Here is a 17,646-nt window from a genome sequence, read left to right on the forward strand (position 1 = left end):
GGAGTGGAATATTAAAGGTTTTGTTGTATGAAGCGAAAGTAACGGTCCTATCAGGAACTATTGAACATTTTGATTGAAATTCGATAATGATTTCACAATCCTTTTCGTCAAGGAACATTAATCACTCCACAATTATATCCGTGAATAATTCAGATTAATTGCGTTAACCTTGCTTTTTACGTTCGGCAAGGATTTCTTTCTCATTGGTGGAGTGCTGTATGAGTAACGGGGATACAACATGGATTCAGAATTTCATCTGGGGAATTGCAGATGACGTCTTACGGGACGATTATGTCCGGGGTAAATATCGCGATGTAATCCTGCCAATGACCGTCATCCGTCGGATTGATGCTGTTCTTGAACCGACGAAACCTGCGGTCCTGAAGATGAAGGAGTCGCTCGATAAGGCAAAGATAACGAACCAAGACGCTGCACTCCGTCAGGCTTCAGGGCAGGCGTTCTATAATATTTCCCCGTTCACCCTCCGCGACCTGAAAGCCCGGGCAAAACAACAGCAGCTCAAAGCAGATTTCGAAGCATACCTTGATGGCTTTTCCCCAAATGTTCAGGAAATTCTCGACAAATTCAAGTTCCGAAACCAGATCCTGACGCTCGTGGATAACGACCTCCTTGGACTTTTGATTGAAAAATTCCTCGAACCTTCTATCAACCTGAGCCCATATCCTGTTTTCGATGCTTCAGGTAATGAAAAAATCAAAGGTCTCGACAATCATGCGATGGGTACGATCTTCGAAGAACTGATCCGCAAGTTTAATGAAGAGAACAACGAGGAGGCCGGCGAGCACTTCACGCCCCGTGATGTGATTTATCTCATGGCTGATTTGATCTTCCTGCCAATCGCTGAGTCTATCGAGTCAGGTACGTATCTGGTCTACGATGGGGCCTGCGGCACCGGCGGAATGCTGACCATTGCAGAGGAGCGGCTGAAAGGCCTTGCAGAAGCTCACGGCAAAGAGGTCGCTATTCACCTGTATGGGCAGGAAGTGAATCCGGAGACCTATGCGATCAACAAAGCGGACCTCCTGCTCAAGGGGGAGGGTGAGGAAGCTGAAAATATCCACCATGCCTCGACCCTGTCGCAGGATGCCTTTATCAATCGGCAGTTCGATTTCATGCTCTCCAATCCCCCGTACGGGAAATCATGGAAGAAGGATCTCGAACGGATGGGCGGGAAAAAAGATCTCAGGGATCCCCGGTTCACTATCACGCATGGTGGTGATGCAGAATACTCCCTGGTTACCCGGTCCAGCGACGGCCAGCTGATGTTTCTCGTGAACAAGCTCAGCAAGATGAAGCAGGACACGCCTCTTGGGAGCAGGATCGCGGAAGTCCACAACGGTTCCTCGCTCTTTACCGGGGATGCCGGGCAGGGGGAGAGCAATATCCGGCGCTGGATAATCGAGAACGACTGGCTTGAAGCCATCATCGCCCTCCCGCTGGATATGTTCTACAACACAAATATCGCGACGTATATCTGGGTGCTTTCCAACCGGAAGCCTGCTCACCGGAAAGGAAAAGTCCAGCTTATCAACGCCACGGAATGGTACAAACCGTTGCGAAAAAATCTCGGAAAGAAGAACTGCGAACTGTCAGAGGAGAACATCCGGCAGATCTGCTCCCTGTTCCTTGAGTTCAAAGAGAGCGAGCAATCGAAGATCTTCAAAAATGAGGCCTTCGGATACTGGAAGGTGACGGTCGAGCGCCCCCTCCGGCTGCACAGCCAGTTCACAACCAAGGCAGTGGAGGCCCTGCGGTATGCGTCCGGTGATGCTGAGATCCGTGCACAACTCTACGAGGAATTCCACGATGCCCTTGTGGAGGATTTCCCGAAGATACGTAAAGCCCTTGAGACCCGGCTTGCCGAATGGGGGACTGATGAGGAAGATGAGGATGAGGAATCTTCTTTAAAGAAAGGCCTTCCCGAGAAGATCAGGAAGAAAATTCTCGACGAAAAGACATGGAAGAGGGACGCCACGCTTGTCCGTGTCGCAAAGGAACTGCGCAGGATTATCGGCGACAAACTCTTCACGGATCACAATGTTTTCCGCAGCGCGGTTGATGCTACCCTGAAAGACGCCGGCATCAAGATCTCCGCCGCTGATCTCAAGACACTCCTTAAAGCCGTGAGCTGGCGAGAGGAGACTGCTCCTCCGGTCATCGCGAAGATCCACAAACCCGGCAAAGCCAAAGCCGATCCCCTCCACGGTCTCTTTGAAACAAAGATTGACGGGCAGAAGGCCATTGTCGAGTACGAACCCGACAGCGATCTCCGCGACACCGAGCAGGTGCCCCTGCTAGAGGATGGCGGTATCGAAGCGTTCATCCGCAGGGAAGTCCTGCCACATGTCCCCGATGCCTGGATCGATGAGTCGTCCATTAAGATCGGGTACGAGATCTCCTTCACCCGGTATTTCTACAAACCAAAGCTGCTCCGAACCTTGGAAGAGATCCGGGCGGACATCCTGAAGGTGGAGAGGGAGAGCGAGGGGCTGCTGGAGAAAATTCTCGGTATGGGAAGTATGACATGAATTATCCGTTACGCCATCTCTCTGTCCGTGTTCCCTGGCATGATGCAGGATGGGACGGGACGGTCTGTCGAGCCCCCCATCTGAATGGTTCCTGTGTAAACCTCAAGACAATTGCTGAAGGAAAAAACGAGATTCAGGAACGTACTATTGCGGGGCACAGTTTTGAGGATCTCTCCCCGGATCAAAGACCCTGTTGTATCAATGAACGGGTCACTTTCATGGCCCCGTTTGAAATGGTTTATATCAAAAAACACGCACTGGCAAAAAGGAGCCCGAAAACCTATGGCCATTTTCAGCCGACTCCTCAGAGATATCCCGCGTATTCTGCCGGAATTATTCCGTTTCACTGGATGATGAGGGATAATCTGGATTATTATGGTGACCTTTTCGAACTTGATGTGGACAGTGATCGTGAGCCGGAACTGGGTTATGAATCAGACTGGACTCATGAATATCAAAACCAGATATCCCTGCTTGATTGTTTTGCAGGACATCTTCGTAAAGAGGAATCAATCTGTTTGTTTTACGCTAAGCAGGTTCCCTTCATCGAAGGGACCGGGCGTATTCTCGTCGGGGTTGGCCGGATAAAGGATATCGGTTCACTAATTGAGTATGACCGGAAGGGAGAGGGGATGCGTGGTATGGTATGGGAGCGTCCCATCCAGCACTCTATAAGACCAAAAAACCGGGACGGTTTCCTCCTACCCTATTATGAAATTATAAAGCGTGCCGAGGTTGATCCATCCCTCGATCTCGAACGCTATACCGCCAAAGCCCCCGACGAACACTGGGGTGAGTTCTCGTACGGGAGTGAACTTGTTACTCATGATGGATCAATCGCCGCATTACTCTCAATCGATCGTGCACTGAAACGGATGGAAAGCGAACTGGGAATTGCAACGGGCTGGCAGCAACAGTGGGTTCATACTGAATTGATCCGTCTCTGGAAAGTCCGCGGACCCTATCCCGGGTTTGGTGCTGTCCTCACAGCGTTTGGTTTCTCTCAGGGATTATTCATTGCACATGCTATCCAGCAGAAAGCAGGAGAGAATACCGACCCCTGGCCATTGCTTGACATTGCTTTTCAAAATCCTTCAAAGGTACTGCCCAAAGAGCTTCACCGCGATATCAATGAACTGGCTCCGATATGGACACGGATGAGTGTCGAGCGGAAAAAATTCTTACGACTGATAAGCCGTTTTGAACTGACTGCTGAACAGGCAAAGTGCCTGTATGATGCAGGATCCCGAGGAAAGAAGCATTGGGCATGCTCCGATAAGGAGATTCTGGAAAATCCGTACCATATTTACGAAATTAGTCGTCACGATCCGGAGAGGATTCATCTCCTGACGATTGATCGGGGGATATTCCCGGATGATTCAGTTCGCCTGAAACATCCTCTGGAAGAACCTTCTCAACTGACTTCAGCCGTCGATGTTCGCCGGATCCGGGCGTTTATCATCAGTGTGCTAGAAGATGCTGCATCTTCCGGAAACACCCTCCTTTCGTTCGATAAGATAGTTGAGGCTATCCGGGGAATGTCCGTTTTGCCTGAATGTCCGGTTACCAATGATATTCTCTCGGCCCGATCGCAGGATATATTTCAGGAAGTTTCCCCGGTGAAAATTGGGAACGAGAACGGGCTTCAGTTAAAACGCTATGAAAAGATCCGGGATCTTGTCCAGAAACAAGTATTAGGCCGTATTGGCGGCCAACGGCATGCAATTTCCCCGGACTGGAGGAAATTAATTGATGAAAAGTTCGGAATATCCGACGATCCGGGAGAACAACGGGCCCGGGTGGAGAAGGCTGCAGCCCTCAAGGAACTAACCGAATCAAGATTCAGCGTTCTTGCAGGTCCGGCGGGTGCCGGTAAAACAACCGTCCTTGGAATTCTCTGCAAACTAAAAGAGATAAACCGGGATGGCTTACTGCTCCTAGCACCCACGGGAAAGGCACGGGTCCGCATGGAAGAACTGGCAGGAGGGAATGGCGGAAAAGCGCTGACTATTGCCCAGTTTCTGAACGGACTCGGTCGTTATGATGGGAATTCCGGGCGCTATTTCATGAGTGATCGGCCGAAGGAGAATCGGTACGGGACAGTTATTGTTGATGAATCTTCCATGCTCACCGAGGATATGCTCGGAGCTTTAATTGATGCTCTTGCCGGAGTAAAACGTTACATCTTTGTTGGGGATCCCGCACAACTTCCTCCAATCGGTGCAGGAAGACCCTTTGTTGACATCATTGCAAGAGTACGACCTGCAAATTATGAAAGCATGTTTCCCCGTATTGCTAATGGATATGCGGAACTTACTATCGAACGCCGCCAAGTAGGAACAGAACGGGCGGATCTCTGCCTTGCGCGATGGTTCAGTACAACAGCCCCTTCAGCTGGAGAGGATGATGTTTTTTTTGCCGGTGCGGATGAGCTTTCGCATATTCGTTTTGTCGAATGGCAAAAGCCAGAGGATTTCCAATCAAAGCTTATAGCGGTTCTTGTTGAGGAGTTGAAATTATCCGATGAAAATGATATCCGGGGATTTAACGAGAAATTAGGCGCAACAAAATCCGGAAATTATGATTATTTTAATGCCATACGAGATGGAAAGGCCGGTGCAGTTGAAGCGGTTGATCGCTGGCAGATTCTCAGTCCCCTCCGTGGAAATCCGTTCGGTGTACTGGATATCAACCGCCTTATCCATGAAAAATATCGTAAGCAGTTTCTCAATCTAGCCAGCGGGCCAAACCGACCAATTGCCAAACCCATGGGGGCTGAACGCATCGTTTATGGCGATAAAGTGATTAATGTTGTAAATCATCGCCGTGATGGAAGGTGGGTATACCCTCAGGCCGGTGCCCTTGGTTACCTCGCCAACGGAGAAATCGGGATCACTGTCGGACCCTTCAAGACCGGCAGCTATCCGAAATTCCAGAATGTTGAATTTTCATCCCAAAAGGGATTCACCTATACATTTTTTAGCAGCGATTTCAGGGAAGAAGGCGAAGCAAAGCTCGAACTCGCTTATGCACTCACTGTTCATAAAGCACAAGGCAGTCAGTTCAGACTGGTCATTCTTGTTCTGCCGGAAGGCCACCCGATCCTCTCTCGTGAACTGATCTATACAGCCATCACCCGTCATCAGGACCGGGTTGTTATCATGCACCAGGGACCCCGGACCCTGTTGAAAGAGTTCGCCGCTCCCCATCGTTCAGAGACCGCACGCCGCATGACAAATCTCCTCAACGAATGCCGGATGCTGGAATTCCCGCAAACAAAAGGGAGTGTCTTTTTACAAGAGGGCCTCATCCACCGAACCAGCAAAGGTCTTGCTGTCCGTTCGAAATCGGAGCTGCTCATTGCAGAAGCCCTGGGGAATGCCGGCATTGCCTTCGAGTACGAAAAACCGCTGACACTCGGCGGGAAAACCCGTTACCCGGATTTCACGATTGAAGATGATATTTCCGGGAGAACGATCTACTGGGAACATCTCGGACTTCTCGAACGCGAAGATTACCGGCAAAGCTGGGATAAGAAACTGCGATGGTACCAGAAACACGAGGTTCTCCCGGCAAAGGATGGCGGTGGAAAGGCAGGCATGCTTGTAACGACAACAGAGTCAAGTACCACCGGGCTGGATATGGGACAAGTCACTGCACTTATCAAGGAAGCTTTCCATGCCTGAACAGATATCGAAGATGGATCTGAAGCCCTATCCGGAATACAAGGATTCGAACCTACTTTGGCTGGGTAAAATCCCGAAACACTGGGAATTACGAAAGATGAAGTATCTGTTTACCGAGAGGAAACAGAAAGGATATCCCGATGAGCCATTATTAGCTGCAACACAAACAAAAGGGGTTATACCAAAGGAATTATATGAGAACAGAACTACGACAGCAATGAAAGATCTCCATTTACTCAAGTTAGTAAAAAAAGGAGATTATGTCATTAGTTTAAGGTCATTTCAGGGAGGTATTGAGTTTGCTCATTATCAGGGAATCATAAGTCCTGCATATACTGTTCTTGAACCCCGCTCTGATGCAAATAAAGGATACTACCGCTCCCTCTTTAAATCGAAATTGTTCATAGATCAACTTACTATCTTTATTACGGGAATTCGGGAAGGACAAAATATTGATTATGGGAGATTAAGCCGTTCTTTCATCTCATTCCCTCCTCAACAAGAACAACAATTAATTGGAAATTTTTTAAATACATTTGAATTTCGATTCAATAGATTTCTTCATGCAAAGAATCGAGTCATCGATCTCCTAAATGAACGAAAGTTAGAGATAATCAGCCATGCCGTAACACGCGGCATCGATCCGAACGTCCCCTTCAGACCATCTGAGATTGATTGGATAGGTAATATTCCGGAACATTGGCAAATTCAAAAGCTAAAGTACGTAACAAAAATGATTGTCGGGGGCTCCACTCCTTCGACAACTGATCTTTCTTGTTGGAACGGGGATATTGTTTGGATTACACCTGAAGATGTGAGCAAAAGTGAATTATTATCAACATCCTCTCGAAAAATTACTCAAAATGGAGTTAGGAATTGCTCCACAGTTATCGTTCCTAAAGGGAGTATCATCATTACGTCTCGTGCACCCGTTGGAAATGTCGCCGTTGGAAATATTGATCTTTGTACAAATCAAGGGTGTAAGTCGATTATTCCAGATTTGCTAAAATTTGATACTACATACGGCTATTTCCTCCTCAAGATTATGCAACCAGAACTTCAGAGTATGTCAAAAGGGACAACATTCTATGAAATCTCAACATTTTTACTCGCTAACGTGAAAATTCCCCTCCCTCCATTAAAAGAACAGCAAATAATTGTTGAATCCCTAAAAAAAGAATTAAAAGTCGTTGAAAACTCCATTAACCGTACCGTTCACGAAATTGATCTTATTCGAGAATATCGTACTCGGCTTATTTCCGATATTATTACAGGAAAGATAGATGTTAGAACCGTAAAAATTGAAAGGAATATCGAAGATCATTTTGATACCTTTGAAAACACTGTTCTTCTTGATCCAGATGTGCCGAATGATGATTGAATCATATGTGGAAAAAGGCGTATCTCAATGAGAATATCCTGTAGAGATTTCAAAGATAATTATACTCATCTGAATAACGAACTTCACGATATCCAATTCTCATGGCCTCAGCTCCGGCATGCAGTTGTCACAATGGGCTCCCCGTCGCTGCGGGCTGCAATGCCATCGACTCAGCACGCATTTGCCTTTGCCCTTCACAAGATCTTCGCCCTTGAAAGTGTAATTGAAATTGATGATCAGGGAACGCTGCAATTACCGGACCATTATGAAGACCTCGACCAGAGTGAAAAGGGAGTCCTCTCTTACTGGCTGGGGATGTGTGTTACAAAAGTTGTATCTGCCGAGATACTGGATGTCCCATGGCCGGTTCATCTCCAGCACATGATGAAGGCCATTCGGATCTTTATGAAGGACAAACAATTTCCTGATTATGTCGGGATTGATTCAAAGAACAATTGGCATGTTATTGAAGCCAAATGTTTTCAGACCGAACCGGGAAGAATACATCGTGCACGATGGGAGAAACAGGTTGACAGCGTCGACATGATTTCAGATATGTTTCCAGATACACGATCATATTGTCTGACCAGACTCAAACCACATATTTTAATAGAATTAACCGATCCGGATGACGAGACTAAAAAAAGAAAAACCAATCTTCCGATTAAACCAGAACAACTCCAGAAATTCTATTACCAGCCCTATCTTGATCTTTTTTCTGCTGAATTGAATTATACGGACAACATCGACAATAATAGAATGCTTTATAAATCAATAGGCTTCGATTCATTAAATAAGATAAAATACTCGATCGCGGTAGAAAGAAGCATTCTCGAAGGTGTTCTCAGGAATGAACTGATAAAAAAGACCACTCCGATCCTGCAGGATGACTGGTATCTCGGATCAGATGGGATAGCACTAAAAAAAGAATCAACAACAGAAGCGGATTGCATTGAGTACCACCGACACCACTGAAAAAGGCCTGGAAACCCTCATCGTTGAGGCCCTCACACGTAAGTCCGATACCCCACAGCAACCCCCGCCCTCAGTACATTACAAACCAAGCATCTACGGCAGCCTCCCCTATGTCGAAGGCAGCCCGAAAGACTTCGACCGGGACCACGCTGTCGATCTGGTAAAACTCCTCGCGTTCCTTCAGGAGACCCAGCCAAAGGTCGTCGAACAGCTCGGCATTGGTAATGACAGCCCCAAGCGGGACCAGTTCTTGGCCCGGCTCCAGGGACAGATCACAAAACGCGGGATAATCGATGTATTACGGAAAGGTGTCCAGGATGGTCCGGCAACGATCACTCTGTTCTACGGCACCCCTACCCCGGGCAATACACGGGCCGAGGAACTCTGGCTGAAAAATATCTTCTCGGTCACCCGGCAGCTCCAGTACAGCAGGGACGAGACCCGGCTCGCGCTCGATCTCTGTCTCTTCATCAACGGGTTGCCGATTGTCACGTTCGAACTCAAGAACCGGCTCACAAAACAGACGTATGACGATGCCATCCAGCAGTACAAGCGGGACCGGGATCCCCGCGAGCTCATCTTCCAGTTCAAGCGATGCATGGTCCACTTCGCAGTCGATGACCAGCAGGTCTGGATGTGTACGCAGCTGAAGGGAAATGAGTCCTGGTTCCTGCCGTTCAACAAGGGATACCATGACGGTGCCGGAAATCCCCCGAATCCTGCCGGGATCAAGACCGATTATCTCTGGAAGGAAATCCTCACACGGGATGGCCTGACGGATATTATCGAGAACTATGCGCAGGTCGTTGAAGAGATTGATCGGAAGACCGGCAAGAAGAAGCAGAAACAGATCTTCCCACGTTTCCACCAGCTCGACCTTGTCCACAAACTCCTGAACGAAACGCGGATCCAGCGGATTGGCAAGCGGTTCCTCATCCAGCACTCGGCGGGAAGCGGTAAGAGCAATTCGATAGCATGGCTCGCCCACCAGCTTATCGGCCTGCAAAAGAATGACAAAACGGTCTTCGATTCCATCATAGTCGTCACCGATAGGAAAGTCCTTGACAAACAGATCAGGGATACTGTCAAACAGTTCGCGCAGGTTTCCTCTACCGTTGGAGCGGTCACGGAAGGATCCCCGCAGCTCCGGGAATTCATCCAGTCCGGCAAGAAGATCATCATCACCACGGTCCAGAAATTCCCGTTCATTCTCGATGAGATCGGCAACGAGCACCGGAACCATAAGTTCGCCATCATCATCGATGAAGCGCATTCCAGCCAGGGCGGCCGGACCTCCGCAAAAATGAATATTGCACTTTCCGAGACGGGTGATGAAGAGGAAGAGACCGTTGAAGATAAAATCAACCATATTATCGAAGCCCGGAAGATGCTCAAGAACGCAGACTATTTTGCGTTCACGGCAACCCCGAAGAACAAGACCCTGGAGATCTTCGGGGAGCCCTACCCGGAAGGAGATGTCGTCCACCATCGTCCCTTCCATAGTTACACAATGAAACAGGCAATCGATGAAGGATTCATTCTCGATGTCCTGAAGAACTATACACCGGTCTACAGTTACTATCGCCTTACAAAGACGATTGAGGACGATCCGGAGTTCGATACACGAAGAGCGATCAAGAAACTGCGTAAATTCGTTGAATCCAACGAGACCGCGATCGAAAAGAAAGCCGAGATCATGATCGACCACTTCAATGACCACGTCTACCGGACAAAAATCGGCGGTGAAGCGCGGGCAATGGTCGTGACAAGCGGAATCGAGAGAGCGATCCAGTACTATCATGCGTTCAATTCCTATCTTACGCAAGAGAAGAGGCCTTATAAGCCGATTGTTGCATTCTCCGGGGAGTACGAATACAAAGGAATCAAGGTTACAGAGGTTTCGCTCAACGGATTTCCCAGTAAAGATATTGAGGATAAATTCCAGGAAGACCCCTACCGGTTCCTTATCGTTGCAGAAAAATTCCAGACAGGTTATGACGAACCGCTCCTCCATACCATGTATGTCGACAAGCCTCTTTCAGGCATCAAAGCGGTCCAGACCCTCTCAAGGATCAACCGTGCACACCCGAAGAAGCACGATACCTTTGTTCTTGATTTCATGAACAATTCGGATGTCATCCGGTTCGCTTTCGAGGATTATTACCGGACCACTATCCTGTCAGATGAGACCGATCCCAACAAACTCCATGATCTCAAGGCCGACATTGACGGGTACCAGATCTATTCGCAGGAAGAGATTACCCAACTCGTTGACCTTTATCTTAAGGGGGCAAGCCGCGAGAAACTGGACCCGGTTCTTGACACCTGCACAGGACGATATATCGATGAACTCGATGAAGACGGGCAGGTAGATTTCAAGGGTAATGCCAAGGCATTTGTCAGGACATACAATTTCCTTGGATCCATTCTACCATACACTAATCCGGAATGGGAAAAACTCTCGATCTTCTTGAACTTCCTCATCCCCAAACTCCCGGCCCCGAAAGAGGAGGATCTCTCCAAAGGTATTCTTGAGGCAATCGACATGGACAGTTACCGGGTTGAAGTGAAATCAGCCCTGGCTATCAGGTTATCAGATCAGAATGGAACGGTCGGGCCGGTGCCCACACGTGGTGGGGGCAGGCTGCCAGAGCCGGATCTTGACCGGCTCAGTAATATCATCAGATCTTTCAACGAGTTATGGGGAAAAATTGACTGGAAGGACAAGGACAAGATCCAGAAAGTCATCACTGAGGAGATCCCTGCAAAAGTGGCAGCGGACAGAGCATATCAGAATGCGATGAAACATTCTGATAAGCAGAATGCCCGTATTGAACATGATACTGCATTGAACAAAGTGTTGGTTGAGCTTCTTGCGGATCAGACGGAATTATTCAAACTCTACAGCGATAACCTGTATTTTCGGAAATGGCTGGCGGATATGGTTTTCAAGAGGACGTATAGTACAAGTCAGGCATCGGCTAATAAATAATTGAAAAATCTTTTTTACTTGCCAAAAAAGGTGTATATCAACGGATCCAGATCCCTAAAAATAATTCCGAAATTGATCCCCCGCTATTCCCTGCACCTCCACCAATCTCCCCGCGGTTCAATCCCAGAACCCGCAGGTTATACCAATCAGGCCCCAATACAAGCCCAAATTCCCGCATTACGGCCACAATATTTTCTATTGACCAATCAGCATATATAGCACTTTTATGAAACCGAGTATAATCACAAATGCCAAATGAAAACTGCACACGGACACGGGCGTTGATCATGGGTTCCGGCCGGCATTTCTCTCATAGTAATAGCCGGCCGGTGAACCACGGTCTGCGCAGCCGGCAGCAGAGCAAAAATTATCCTGCCAGCCGTGAGGGGGGTACATGAGCCGCGGGCCGCCACCACGATCTGCGATCGATGCTGCGTTGAAGATAGCGCTGGCGCGTGGCTTTGTCACCTGCAGCAAACGCGGGCGTGGCAGTGTCTGTGATTTTATCATCCATATAGCAGGTTACACCGCTGTTATCCTGGTACTGCGGAGCCGGCGTCTTCATGGATCGCTCGCGGAGATGGAGGCGCAGGCTGCCGAAGCGATCGCCCGGCTCCGGCTCGTACCCGAAGATCCCTGCCGGTCACGGGAACTCTGGGCTTGCAGCCCGCATGGCGTGCTCCGGTTCTTCCGCGTCCTGAACAACGGTCTCATCGAGCTCGACCGGGATGGCAAACCGTTCGGAAGCACCGGGAATATGCCAGGAGTTCCGGGATAGCCAGCTACCGGTGTCAGACACTCCCGGGATGGGGTTCTCCGTCGGAGACACCCCTCATTTTCGAGTGCCTCTGATCCGGGGCCGTATAGGGCTCCGTTTACCCCCTCTTGGAGGCCGACCGTGTCAGTTTCGCGAAAACGCGTGTCAGTTTCCGTGTCGATAATGCGTAATTTTCCCTGTTTTTACGTCGCAGAGAGAGCGTGTCAGTTACCCTGTTAATATGGGTCAGTTGGGGCGGCCGATCGGAGGGTGAGATGAGATTTGGGAGGTGGCAGGTGGTGTGTCCGGGACCGGAGGGGTGCTATGGCGGTTTTAGAGGGGGTGGCAATTCTCCGACGGAGAATACCTGCCTGGAGAGGGGAATGGAGGTATCTTCGGGCTCTCTGGATGGATGTTTACGCTGGGGATGGAGACGCTCATCATTTTTGTGAGGGGTTCTGTTGTTGAAAATTGCATGAAAAAATTTTTTATAACAACTATTTACTCTGAAAAATTTTTTCAAGAACACTCCGCCCTCTTACAATGGAATTGCAAGAGAATTTTTTTGGCCCCGGGAGCGTCAGAAAAAATGAGAGTTCCTCAGCCGTGACTGACTGTTCATGTTCAAAGCCCTGCGACTCACATTTTTAGCCGTAAAACTGAAAAAAGGTTCGTGAAAACCTCTTTTTCAGTTAAAAAAATTGAGATTATAATCTAACTTTTGTTAGTCTTGACCGCGACAGTCTGGTTTGCCTGAACTGCAACAGTCTGGGTAGCCATAACCGCGACTCCCCCTTGGTTTTGGACCACGAATGTTGGTACTACGGTTACCGCCGGCGTTGGCGTAGGTGTCACTACAGGTTGTTTCTGTGTGCATCCGGCAATCAGTATTGCCGAAAAGACTACCAGCAAAAGGAGAAATAGTGTTGTGTTTTTCATCGAATCATCACCATGATAGATTATAAAAATCTTTGTGGTATGAAAAATAACTTTCGTTTTTAATCCAGTGGGTATATCAGATAATAATACAACATCAGCCGTATTTGACCTTGAATGTTCAAAGCCTCACGACGATAAATTTCTAAATCTCATGAGCCTTTTTTAAAATAAAAATTTTTGTTGTTATGATGTCGGAGTACCATTGGGAGGTGTTCCGCTTGAAGAATTTCCTCCGGTCATATTAACAGCAGGGGCACTGGTCATGTTTACAACCGGACTTGGGGGCATATTTCCACTGGGAGCACCGGTCATATTAACAGCAGGGGCACCGGTCATGTTTACAACCGGACTTGGGGGCATATTTCCACTGGGAGCACCGGTCATATTAACAGCAGGTGCACCGGTCATGTTTACAACCGGAGTGCTTACCGGTGCTGGTGTTTCACTTACCGGTATTGCAGTAGTGACTGCAGTAGTTACGGTTGTCGTGGATGGTGACGAGCTCGTACATCCTGTAATCAGAACCATGCCAATAAGGAAGACTGCAACTGCCAATGCTATGCAGAGGGTCCGATTTTGGCCAGAAATATTTTTAGGGAATCGGGAAATCGAATTCATGTGCACACACCTTTGATTCAAAATAATCCGTATCTATAGTCTCTATAGATTCGTCGGATTATTGATCCTTCTGAGTATAGAATTTTTAACATTATTATTGCTTCGTATTACAATTTTCGCAAGATATCCGAACGTTCTGTATTTTTAATCATTTTCCGGTAAGAGATTCATTTCGGATCTTCAATTTGTAAAAAAACTTCAGCCATGACCGACCGTAAATGTTCAAACCACTGCGACGAAAAAATATATTCTCCCGGCCAGGATGGCATTCACGGGGACTGGTCGATCACCGAGAGTCAGCTCCGGTAGAACTCCCTGCCCAGCCACCAGAAGAGAACCCCGATAAACAGCCATGACAACTGCGCACGGTAGGGACTGAATACGGTAATCCCTATCGAAATGAGGTACGCTACGGAGCCAAGTATCCCGCGACAAACGAGACAACGGTGAATATCGTCCATTGAAAAATATCAAGTATTGAAGATGCTCCAGAACCCCGTCTATGAGAAACATCCATCGGTTATAAGAACAGGGGGATGAGAAAAGAAACATTTGTGGTGTAATTTATGTCAGAGGAAGTCATCATCGTTGAAACCACATTCCACCCGGTGAAATGGGGTTCGTTCATTATCCGGGGATTGATTGCCCTCATCATCGGGATTCTCGTCCTGATCTGGACCAATATTGCAGAACAGGTTGTGGTAACCCTCATCGGGATCCTGATTATCATTGCTGCAATCCTCTCGCTGGTCCTCGCACTCAAGTCCCCGGCAGGTGCTTCGCGATCCGTTGTGCTCCTCGTGGTGGGAGTCCTGGGGCTGCTCGTCGGAATTGCAGCCATTCTGCGTCCATGGGTTGCTGCTGCAGGTCTTACGGTTATCATTGCTCTCCTTATGCTCTTTTTCGGGTTTATCGATCTCACTATTGCAATCTTCCATCCCGAATATACGAAGCATCAACTGCTGCTTGGTTTTTCCGGGGCACTTTCGGTAATTCTCGGGGGGTTATTCTTTTTCCTGCCAGCGTTGGGTGCAGTGGTGCTTGTTGCCGTGTACCTCGGGATATTTGCTATCATCTACGGTATCCTGAGCATCGCCGTCGGGATTACGGTAAGGAAAGAGCAGAAGGACGTGACCGCAGGGTAACCGGTATGCTAAGACCCGCTCACGTCCGGCTCCCGTTTCATCGGGCAGACATTGCACCCCTGCATCTCCCCGAAACAGAAGATGAAACGTTCCCGGATACTCTGCGGGAGCTCCTCCTCCGGGATCGGCACCCACCCGAGCGTCTTGTAAAAGGCGATCAGGACGAGCGTCGAGTGGATAAAGATCGGTTCCAATCCGCATGCCTGCAGGAGCGCCTCAACCGCCATCCTTGCATACCCTTTCCCCCGGTACTTTTCTGAGGAGAAGACGCAGTCCATCTCCGCCCCGTCGGGATGGCGGGTGTACCGGGCCGTTGCTGCGAGGCTGCCGCCATCGAAGACACCGAATATCCGTTCATGCGGCGCATTCGCTTTCTGGCCCCGGTACTGCTCCCAGAGCTTCTCTGCAAGCGGGAATTCCTCGGGTTTCAGCTCGCGGGTTTCCGTTGTCATCGGATTCGTCCTCTCATTTTCATGCCGGATATCGTAATGCGTTTTTTTTATCGGGATGCTCGGTGTGCTGCGGTTGGAATTCATACCCGACGCGGCCTCGGGCTGGTGCCTGAGATGGTGTAGTAAGGACAGCCGCCGCTGGCAAGAGCGCCTCAGCTCTCATATTTCCCTCACATCCTTTTAAACCACCGGTACCCACCTTTACCATAATGTGCGGGATCGCAGGCCAGTACTGTCTTGACGGCAGGGGGGTGGATACAGGGCTCCTTGCCGCAATGTCGGGGCGGCTCACCCACCGCGGCCCCGATGGCGAGGGCACCCGGATCTGCGGAAGCACGGGGCTCGTGCACCGCCGGCTTGCCATCATCGACCTGACAGCCGAGGGCCTCCAGCCCATGACGAACGAGGACGGGACGCTCTGGCTGGTCTTCAACGGCGAGATCTATAATTATGTCGAGCTCCGCGAAGAACTCATCAAAAAAGGTCACCGCTTCCATTCGCACTCCGACACGGAAGTGATCCTGCATGCGTACGAGGAATGGGACACCGGCTGCCTGAGCCGGTTCAACGGCATGTGGGCCTTTGCGCTCTGGGACGGGAAACAGCAGCAACTCTTCTGCGCCCGGGACCGCCTTGGCATCAAACCGTTCTATTACACGCAGGTAAACGGTTCGTTCCTGTTCGCGTCGGAGATCAAGGCGTTACTCGCCCACCCGGACGTGGGGAACCACCCCGATGATACGACACTCGGCACCTACCTCGCGTGGGGCGTGCTCGATCATTCCAACCGGACGATGTTTGAGGGTATCGTCCAGCTGGAACCCGCCCATGCCCTGATCGTGACCGCTGCCGGCCCGCAGCAGCCGTTCCGGTACTGGGATGTGACGGTCAATCCGGCGATCCGTTCCGATATCAGGGACAACGAGGCTGCTGCCCGGCTCCTCGCGATCCTCCGCGATGCCACCCGGATCCACCTCCGGAGCGATGTCGCGGTCGGGACCTGCCTCTCGGGGGGCATCGACTCCTCGACCCTCACCGTGCTCATCAACGACCTCATCCGGAACGAGGCGCCGGCCAGTGTCGGGGCCCGGCAGAAGACCTTCTCCGCGGTTTTTACCGATAAACGGTTCGACGAGAGCCGGTATATCGACGAGATCGTGGCCGCAACCGGGGTCGATGCCCACAAGGTCGAGCCGACACCGGAACAGCTCTGGGACGATATCAACCGGCTGGTGTACATACAGGACGAGCCGTTCGGCTCGCTCTCGATCTATGCCCAGTACTGCGTGATGCGGCTGGCAAAAGAGCAGGTAAAAGTGGTGCTGGACGGGCAGGGCGCCGACGAGCTCCTCGCCGGGTATATCGCGTACCAGGGCAGCTACATCGGCACACTCCTCCGGAAGTTTCACGGCTGGACAGCGCTTCGCGAATGCGCCGGCAGCCTCCGGCACAACGGAGGGTTCTTCCGCTCTTCAGTCCGCCAGCTCTGGGAACGCAAAAAACGCAGGAGTCTCCTTACGTGCACGGCTGAAACTATCCAGCGGTATAACGGGAACCTCGACCGCGTGCTGTATAAGGAACTCACGTCAACGAACCTGCCGGCGCTCCTCCACTACGAGGACCGCAACGCGATGGCGTTCTCGATCGAGTCGAGGGTGCCGTTCCTCGATTACCGGTTCGTGGAATATGTCGCCTCTCTCGCGCTCAACCAGAAGATCAGGAACGGTGTCACCAAGACGGCCCTGCGCTCTGCAATCAAAGGGATCGTGCCGGATGCCATCCGCTGCCGGATGGACAAGATGGGGTTTGTCACACCGGAAGAGGTCTGGATGCGGGAGGACCTGCGCCCGTTCGTGCTCAAGGTGCTCTCGTCCGATGCGTTCCGGACCCGCCCGTACTGGGACGCGGCGGCGGTCATGCGGGACTATCTCGCGTTCCTTGAAGGGCGGTCCACCTACTCCCCGGAGCTCTGGCGCATCATCTGTGCCGAGGTGTGGCTGCGAAAATTTTTCGACTGTCGCCGTGCTGCCGGGACAGGCGCATGATACCCTCGGAAAAAAAACGGGGTTGTAACGGGTGACCGTGCACAGGATCGAATTCTATAAATGGTCAATCCCACGAGATGTATGTGACGAGTCCCTGATGACCCCGT

At 50.1% G+C, this 17,646-nt stretch carries 12 protein-coding genes; 9 read left to right on the forward strand and 3 right to left on the reverse strand.

Features of this window, described 5'->3' with window-relative positions:
- The first annotated feature begins 218 nt into the window (after positions 1-218).
- From ABSG49_RS00915 to ABSG49_RS00940, 6 genes are all read left to right on the forward strand, one after another.
- Positions 219-2,549, forward strand: a complete 2,331-nt coding sequence (locus tag ABSG49_RS00915) for a type I restriction-modification system subunit M (RefSeq protein WP_424024212.1) — start codon at positions 219-221, stop codon at positions 2,547-2,549.
- Positions 2,546-6,235 carry an AAA family ATPase gene (locus ABSG49_RS00920; RefSeq protein WP_424024213.1) on the forward strand — a complete coding sequence of 1,230 codons (3,690 nt, stop codon included), beginning with the start codon at positions 2,546-2,548 and terminating at the stop codon, positions 6,233-6,235. The genes ABSG49_RS00915 and ABSG49_RS00920 overlap by 4 nt, the downstream gene beginning before the upstream one ends.
- Positions 6,228-7,616 (forward strand): restriction endonuclease subunit S, encoded by a 1,389-nt coding sequence (locus ABSG49_RS00925; protein ID WP_424024214.1) that lies wholly within the window; start codon positions 6,228-6,230, stop codon positions 7,614-7,616. The genes ABSG49_RS00920 and ABSG49_RS00925 overlap by 8 nt, the downstream gene beginning before the upstream one ends.
- A gap of 159 nt (positions 7,617-7,775) precedes the next feature.
- Complete coding sequence (locus tag ABSG49_RS00930; protein ID WP_424024215.1) at positions 7,776-8,591, forward strand: hypothetical protein; 816 nt, start codon at positions 7,776-7,778, stop codon at positions 8,589-8,591.
- Positions 8,569-11,583: a type I restriction endonuclease subunit R gene (locus ABSG49_RS00935; RefSeq protein ID WP_424024216.1), complete on the forward strand. Its 3,015-nt coding sequence runs from the start codon at positions 8,569-8,571 to the stop codon at positions 11,581-11,583. The genes ABSG49_RS00930 and ABSG49_RS00935 overlap by 23 nt, the downstream gene beginning before the upstream one ends.
- Before the next feature lie 394 nt (positions 11,584-11,977).
- The gene (locus ABSG49_RS00940; protein ID WP_424024217.1) at positions 11,978-12,361 is read left to right on the forward strand and encodes a hypothetical protein; all 384 of its coding nucleotides are present in this window, start codon (positions 11,978-11,980) and stop codon (positions 12,359-12,361) included.
- A 693-nt stretch (positions 12,362-13,054) separates the two neighbouring features.
- Here the strand turns inward: ABSG49_RS00940 and ABSG49_RS00945 are convergent.
- Complete coding sequence (locus ABSG49_RS00945; RefSeq protein WP_424024218.1) at positions 13,055-13,252, reverse strand: hypothetical protein; 198 nt, start codon at positions 13,250-13,252, stop codon at positions 13,055-13,057.
- Between the two features lie 289 nt (positions 13,253-13,541).
- On the opposite strand from ABSG49_RS00945, the gene ABSG49_RS00950 reads away from it, so the two are divergent.
- A complete protein-coding gene (locus ABSG49_RS00950) occupies positions 13,542-13,913 on the forward strand; it encodes a hypothetical protein (RefSeq protein ID WP_424024219.1) in 372 nt (123 codons plus the stop codon).
- Positions 13,914-14,193: 280 nt separating this feature from the next.
- Here the strand turns inward: ABSG49_RS00950 and ABSG49_RS00955 are convergent, their stop codons facing one another.
- Positions 14,194-14,358, reverse strand: coding sequence for a hypothetical protein (locus ABSG49_RS00955; RefSeq protein WP_424024220.1), 165 nt, complete (start codon positions 14,356-14,358; stop codon positions 14,194-14,196).
- A gap of 105 nt (positions 14,359-14,463) precedes the next feature.
- Here ABSG49_RS00955 and ABSG49_RS00960 point away from each other — a divergent pair, with 105 nt between their 5' ends.
- On the forward strand, positions 14,464-15,042 hold the full coding sequence (locus ABSG49_RS00960; RefSeq protein WP_424024221.1) for an HdeD family acid-resistance protein: 579 nt from the start codon (positions 14,464-14,466) through the stop codon (positions 15,040-15,042).
- An 8-nt stretch (positions 15,043-15,050) separates the two neighbouring features.
- On the opposite strand, the gene ABSG49_RS00965 is transcribed toward ABSG49_RS00960, so the two are convergent.
- Positions 15,051-15,494 (reverse strand): GNAT family N-acetyltransferase, encoded by a 444-nt coding sequence (locus ABSG49_RS00965; RefSeq protein ID WP_424024222.1) that lies wholly within the window; start codon positions 15,492-15,494, stop codon positions 15,051-15,053.
- Positions 15,495-15,703: 209 nt separating this feature from the next.
- On the opposite strand from ABSG49_RS00965, the gene asnB reads away from it, so the two are divergent.
- Positions 15,704-17,539 carry an asparagine synthase (glutamine-hydrolyzing) gene (asnB, locus tag ABSG49_RS00970; protein WP_424024223.1) on the forward strand — a complete coding sequence of 612 codons (1,836 nt, stop codon included), beginning with the start codon at positions 15,704-15,706 and terminating at the stop codon, positions 17,537-17,539.
- Positions 17,540-17,646 lie beyond the last annotated feature (107 nt).

It is taken from the genome of Methanoregula sp. (genome assembly GCF_049510175.1).
Lineage (GTDB): Archaea > Halobacteriota > Methanomicrobia > Methanomicrobiales > Methanospirillaceae > Methanoregula.

Bases quoted from the DNA above. Each gene is read 5' to 3' on its own strand.
- ABSG49_RS00950 (WP_424024219.1), top strand. From the start codon at position 13,542: ATGTTTACAACCGGACTTGGGGGCATATTTCCACTGGGAGCACCGGTC.
- ABSG49_RS00930 (WP_424024215.1), top strand. From the start codon at position 7,776: ATGCCATCGACTCAGCACGCATTTGCCTTTGCCCTTCACAAGATCTTC.
- ABSG49_RS00915 (WP_424024212.1), top strand. From the start codon at position 219: ATGAGTAACGGGGATACAACATGGATTCAGAATTTCATCTGGGGAATT.
- ABSG49_RS00920 (WP_424024213.1), top strand. From the start codon at position 2,546: ATGAATTATCCGTTACGCCATCTCTCTGTCCGTGTTCCCTGGCATGAT.
- ABSG49_RS00960 (WP_424024221.1), top strand. From the start codon at position 14,464: ATGTCAGAGGAAGTCATCATCGTTGAAACCACATTCCACCCGGTGAAA.
- ABSG49_RS00965 (WP_424024222.1), bottom strand. From the start codon at position 15,494: ATGACAACGGAAACCCGCGAGCTGAAACCCGAGGAATTCCCGCTTGCA.
- ABSG49_RS00925 (WP_424024214.1), top strand. From the start codon at position 6,228: ATGCCTGAACAGATATCGAAGATGGATCTGAAGCCCTATCCGGAATAC.
- asnB (WP_424024223.1), top strand. From the start codon at position 15,704: ATGTGCGGGATCGCAGGCCAGTACTGTCTTGACGGCAGGGGGGTGGAT.
- ABSG49_RS00955 (WP_424024220.1), bottom strand. From the start codon at position 14,358: ATGGACGATATTCACCGTTGTCTCGTTTGTCGCGGGATACTTGGCTCC.
- ABSG49_RS00940 (WP_424024217.1), top strand. From the start codon at position 11,978: ATGAGCCGCGGGCCGCCACCACGATCTGCGATCGATGCTGCGTTGAAG.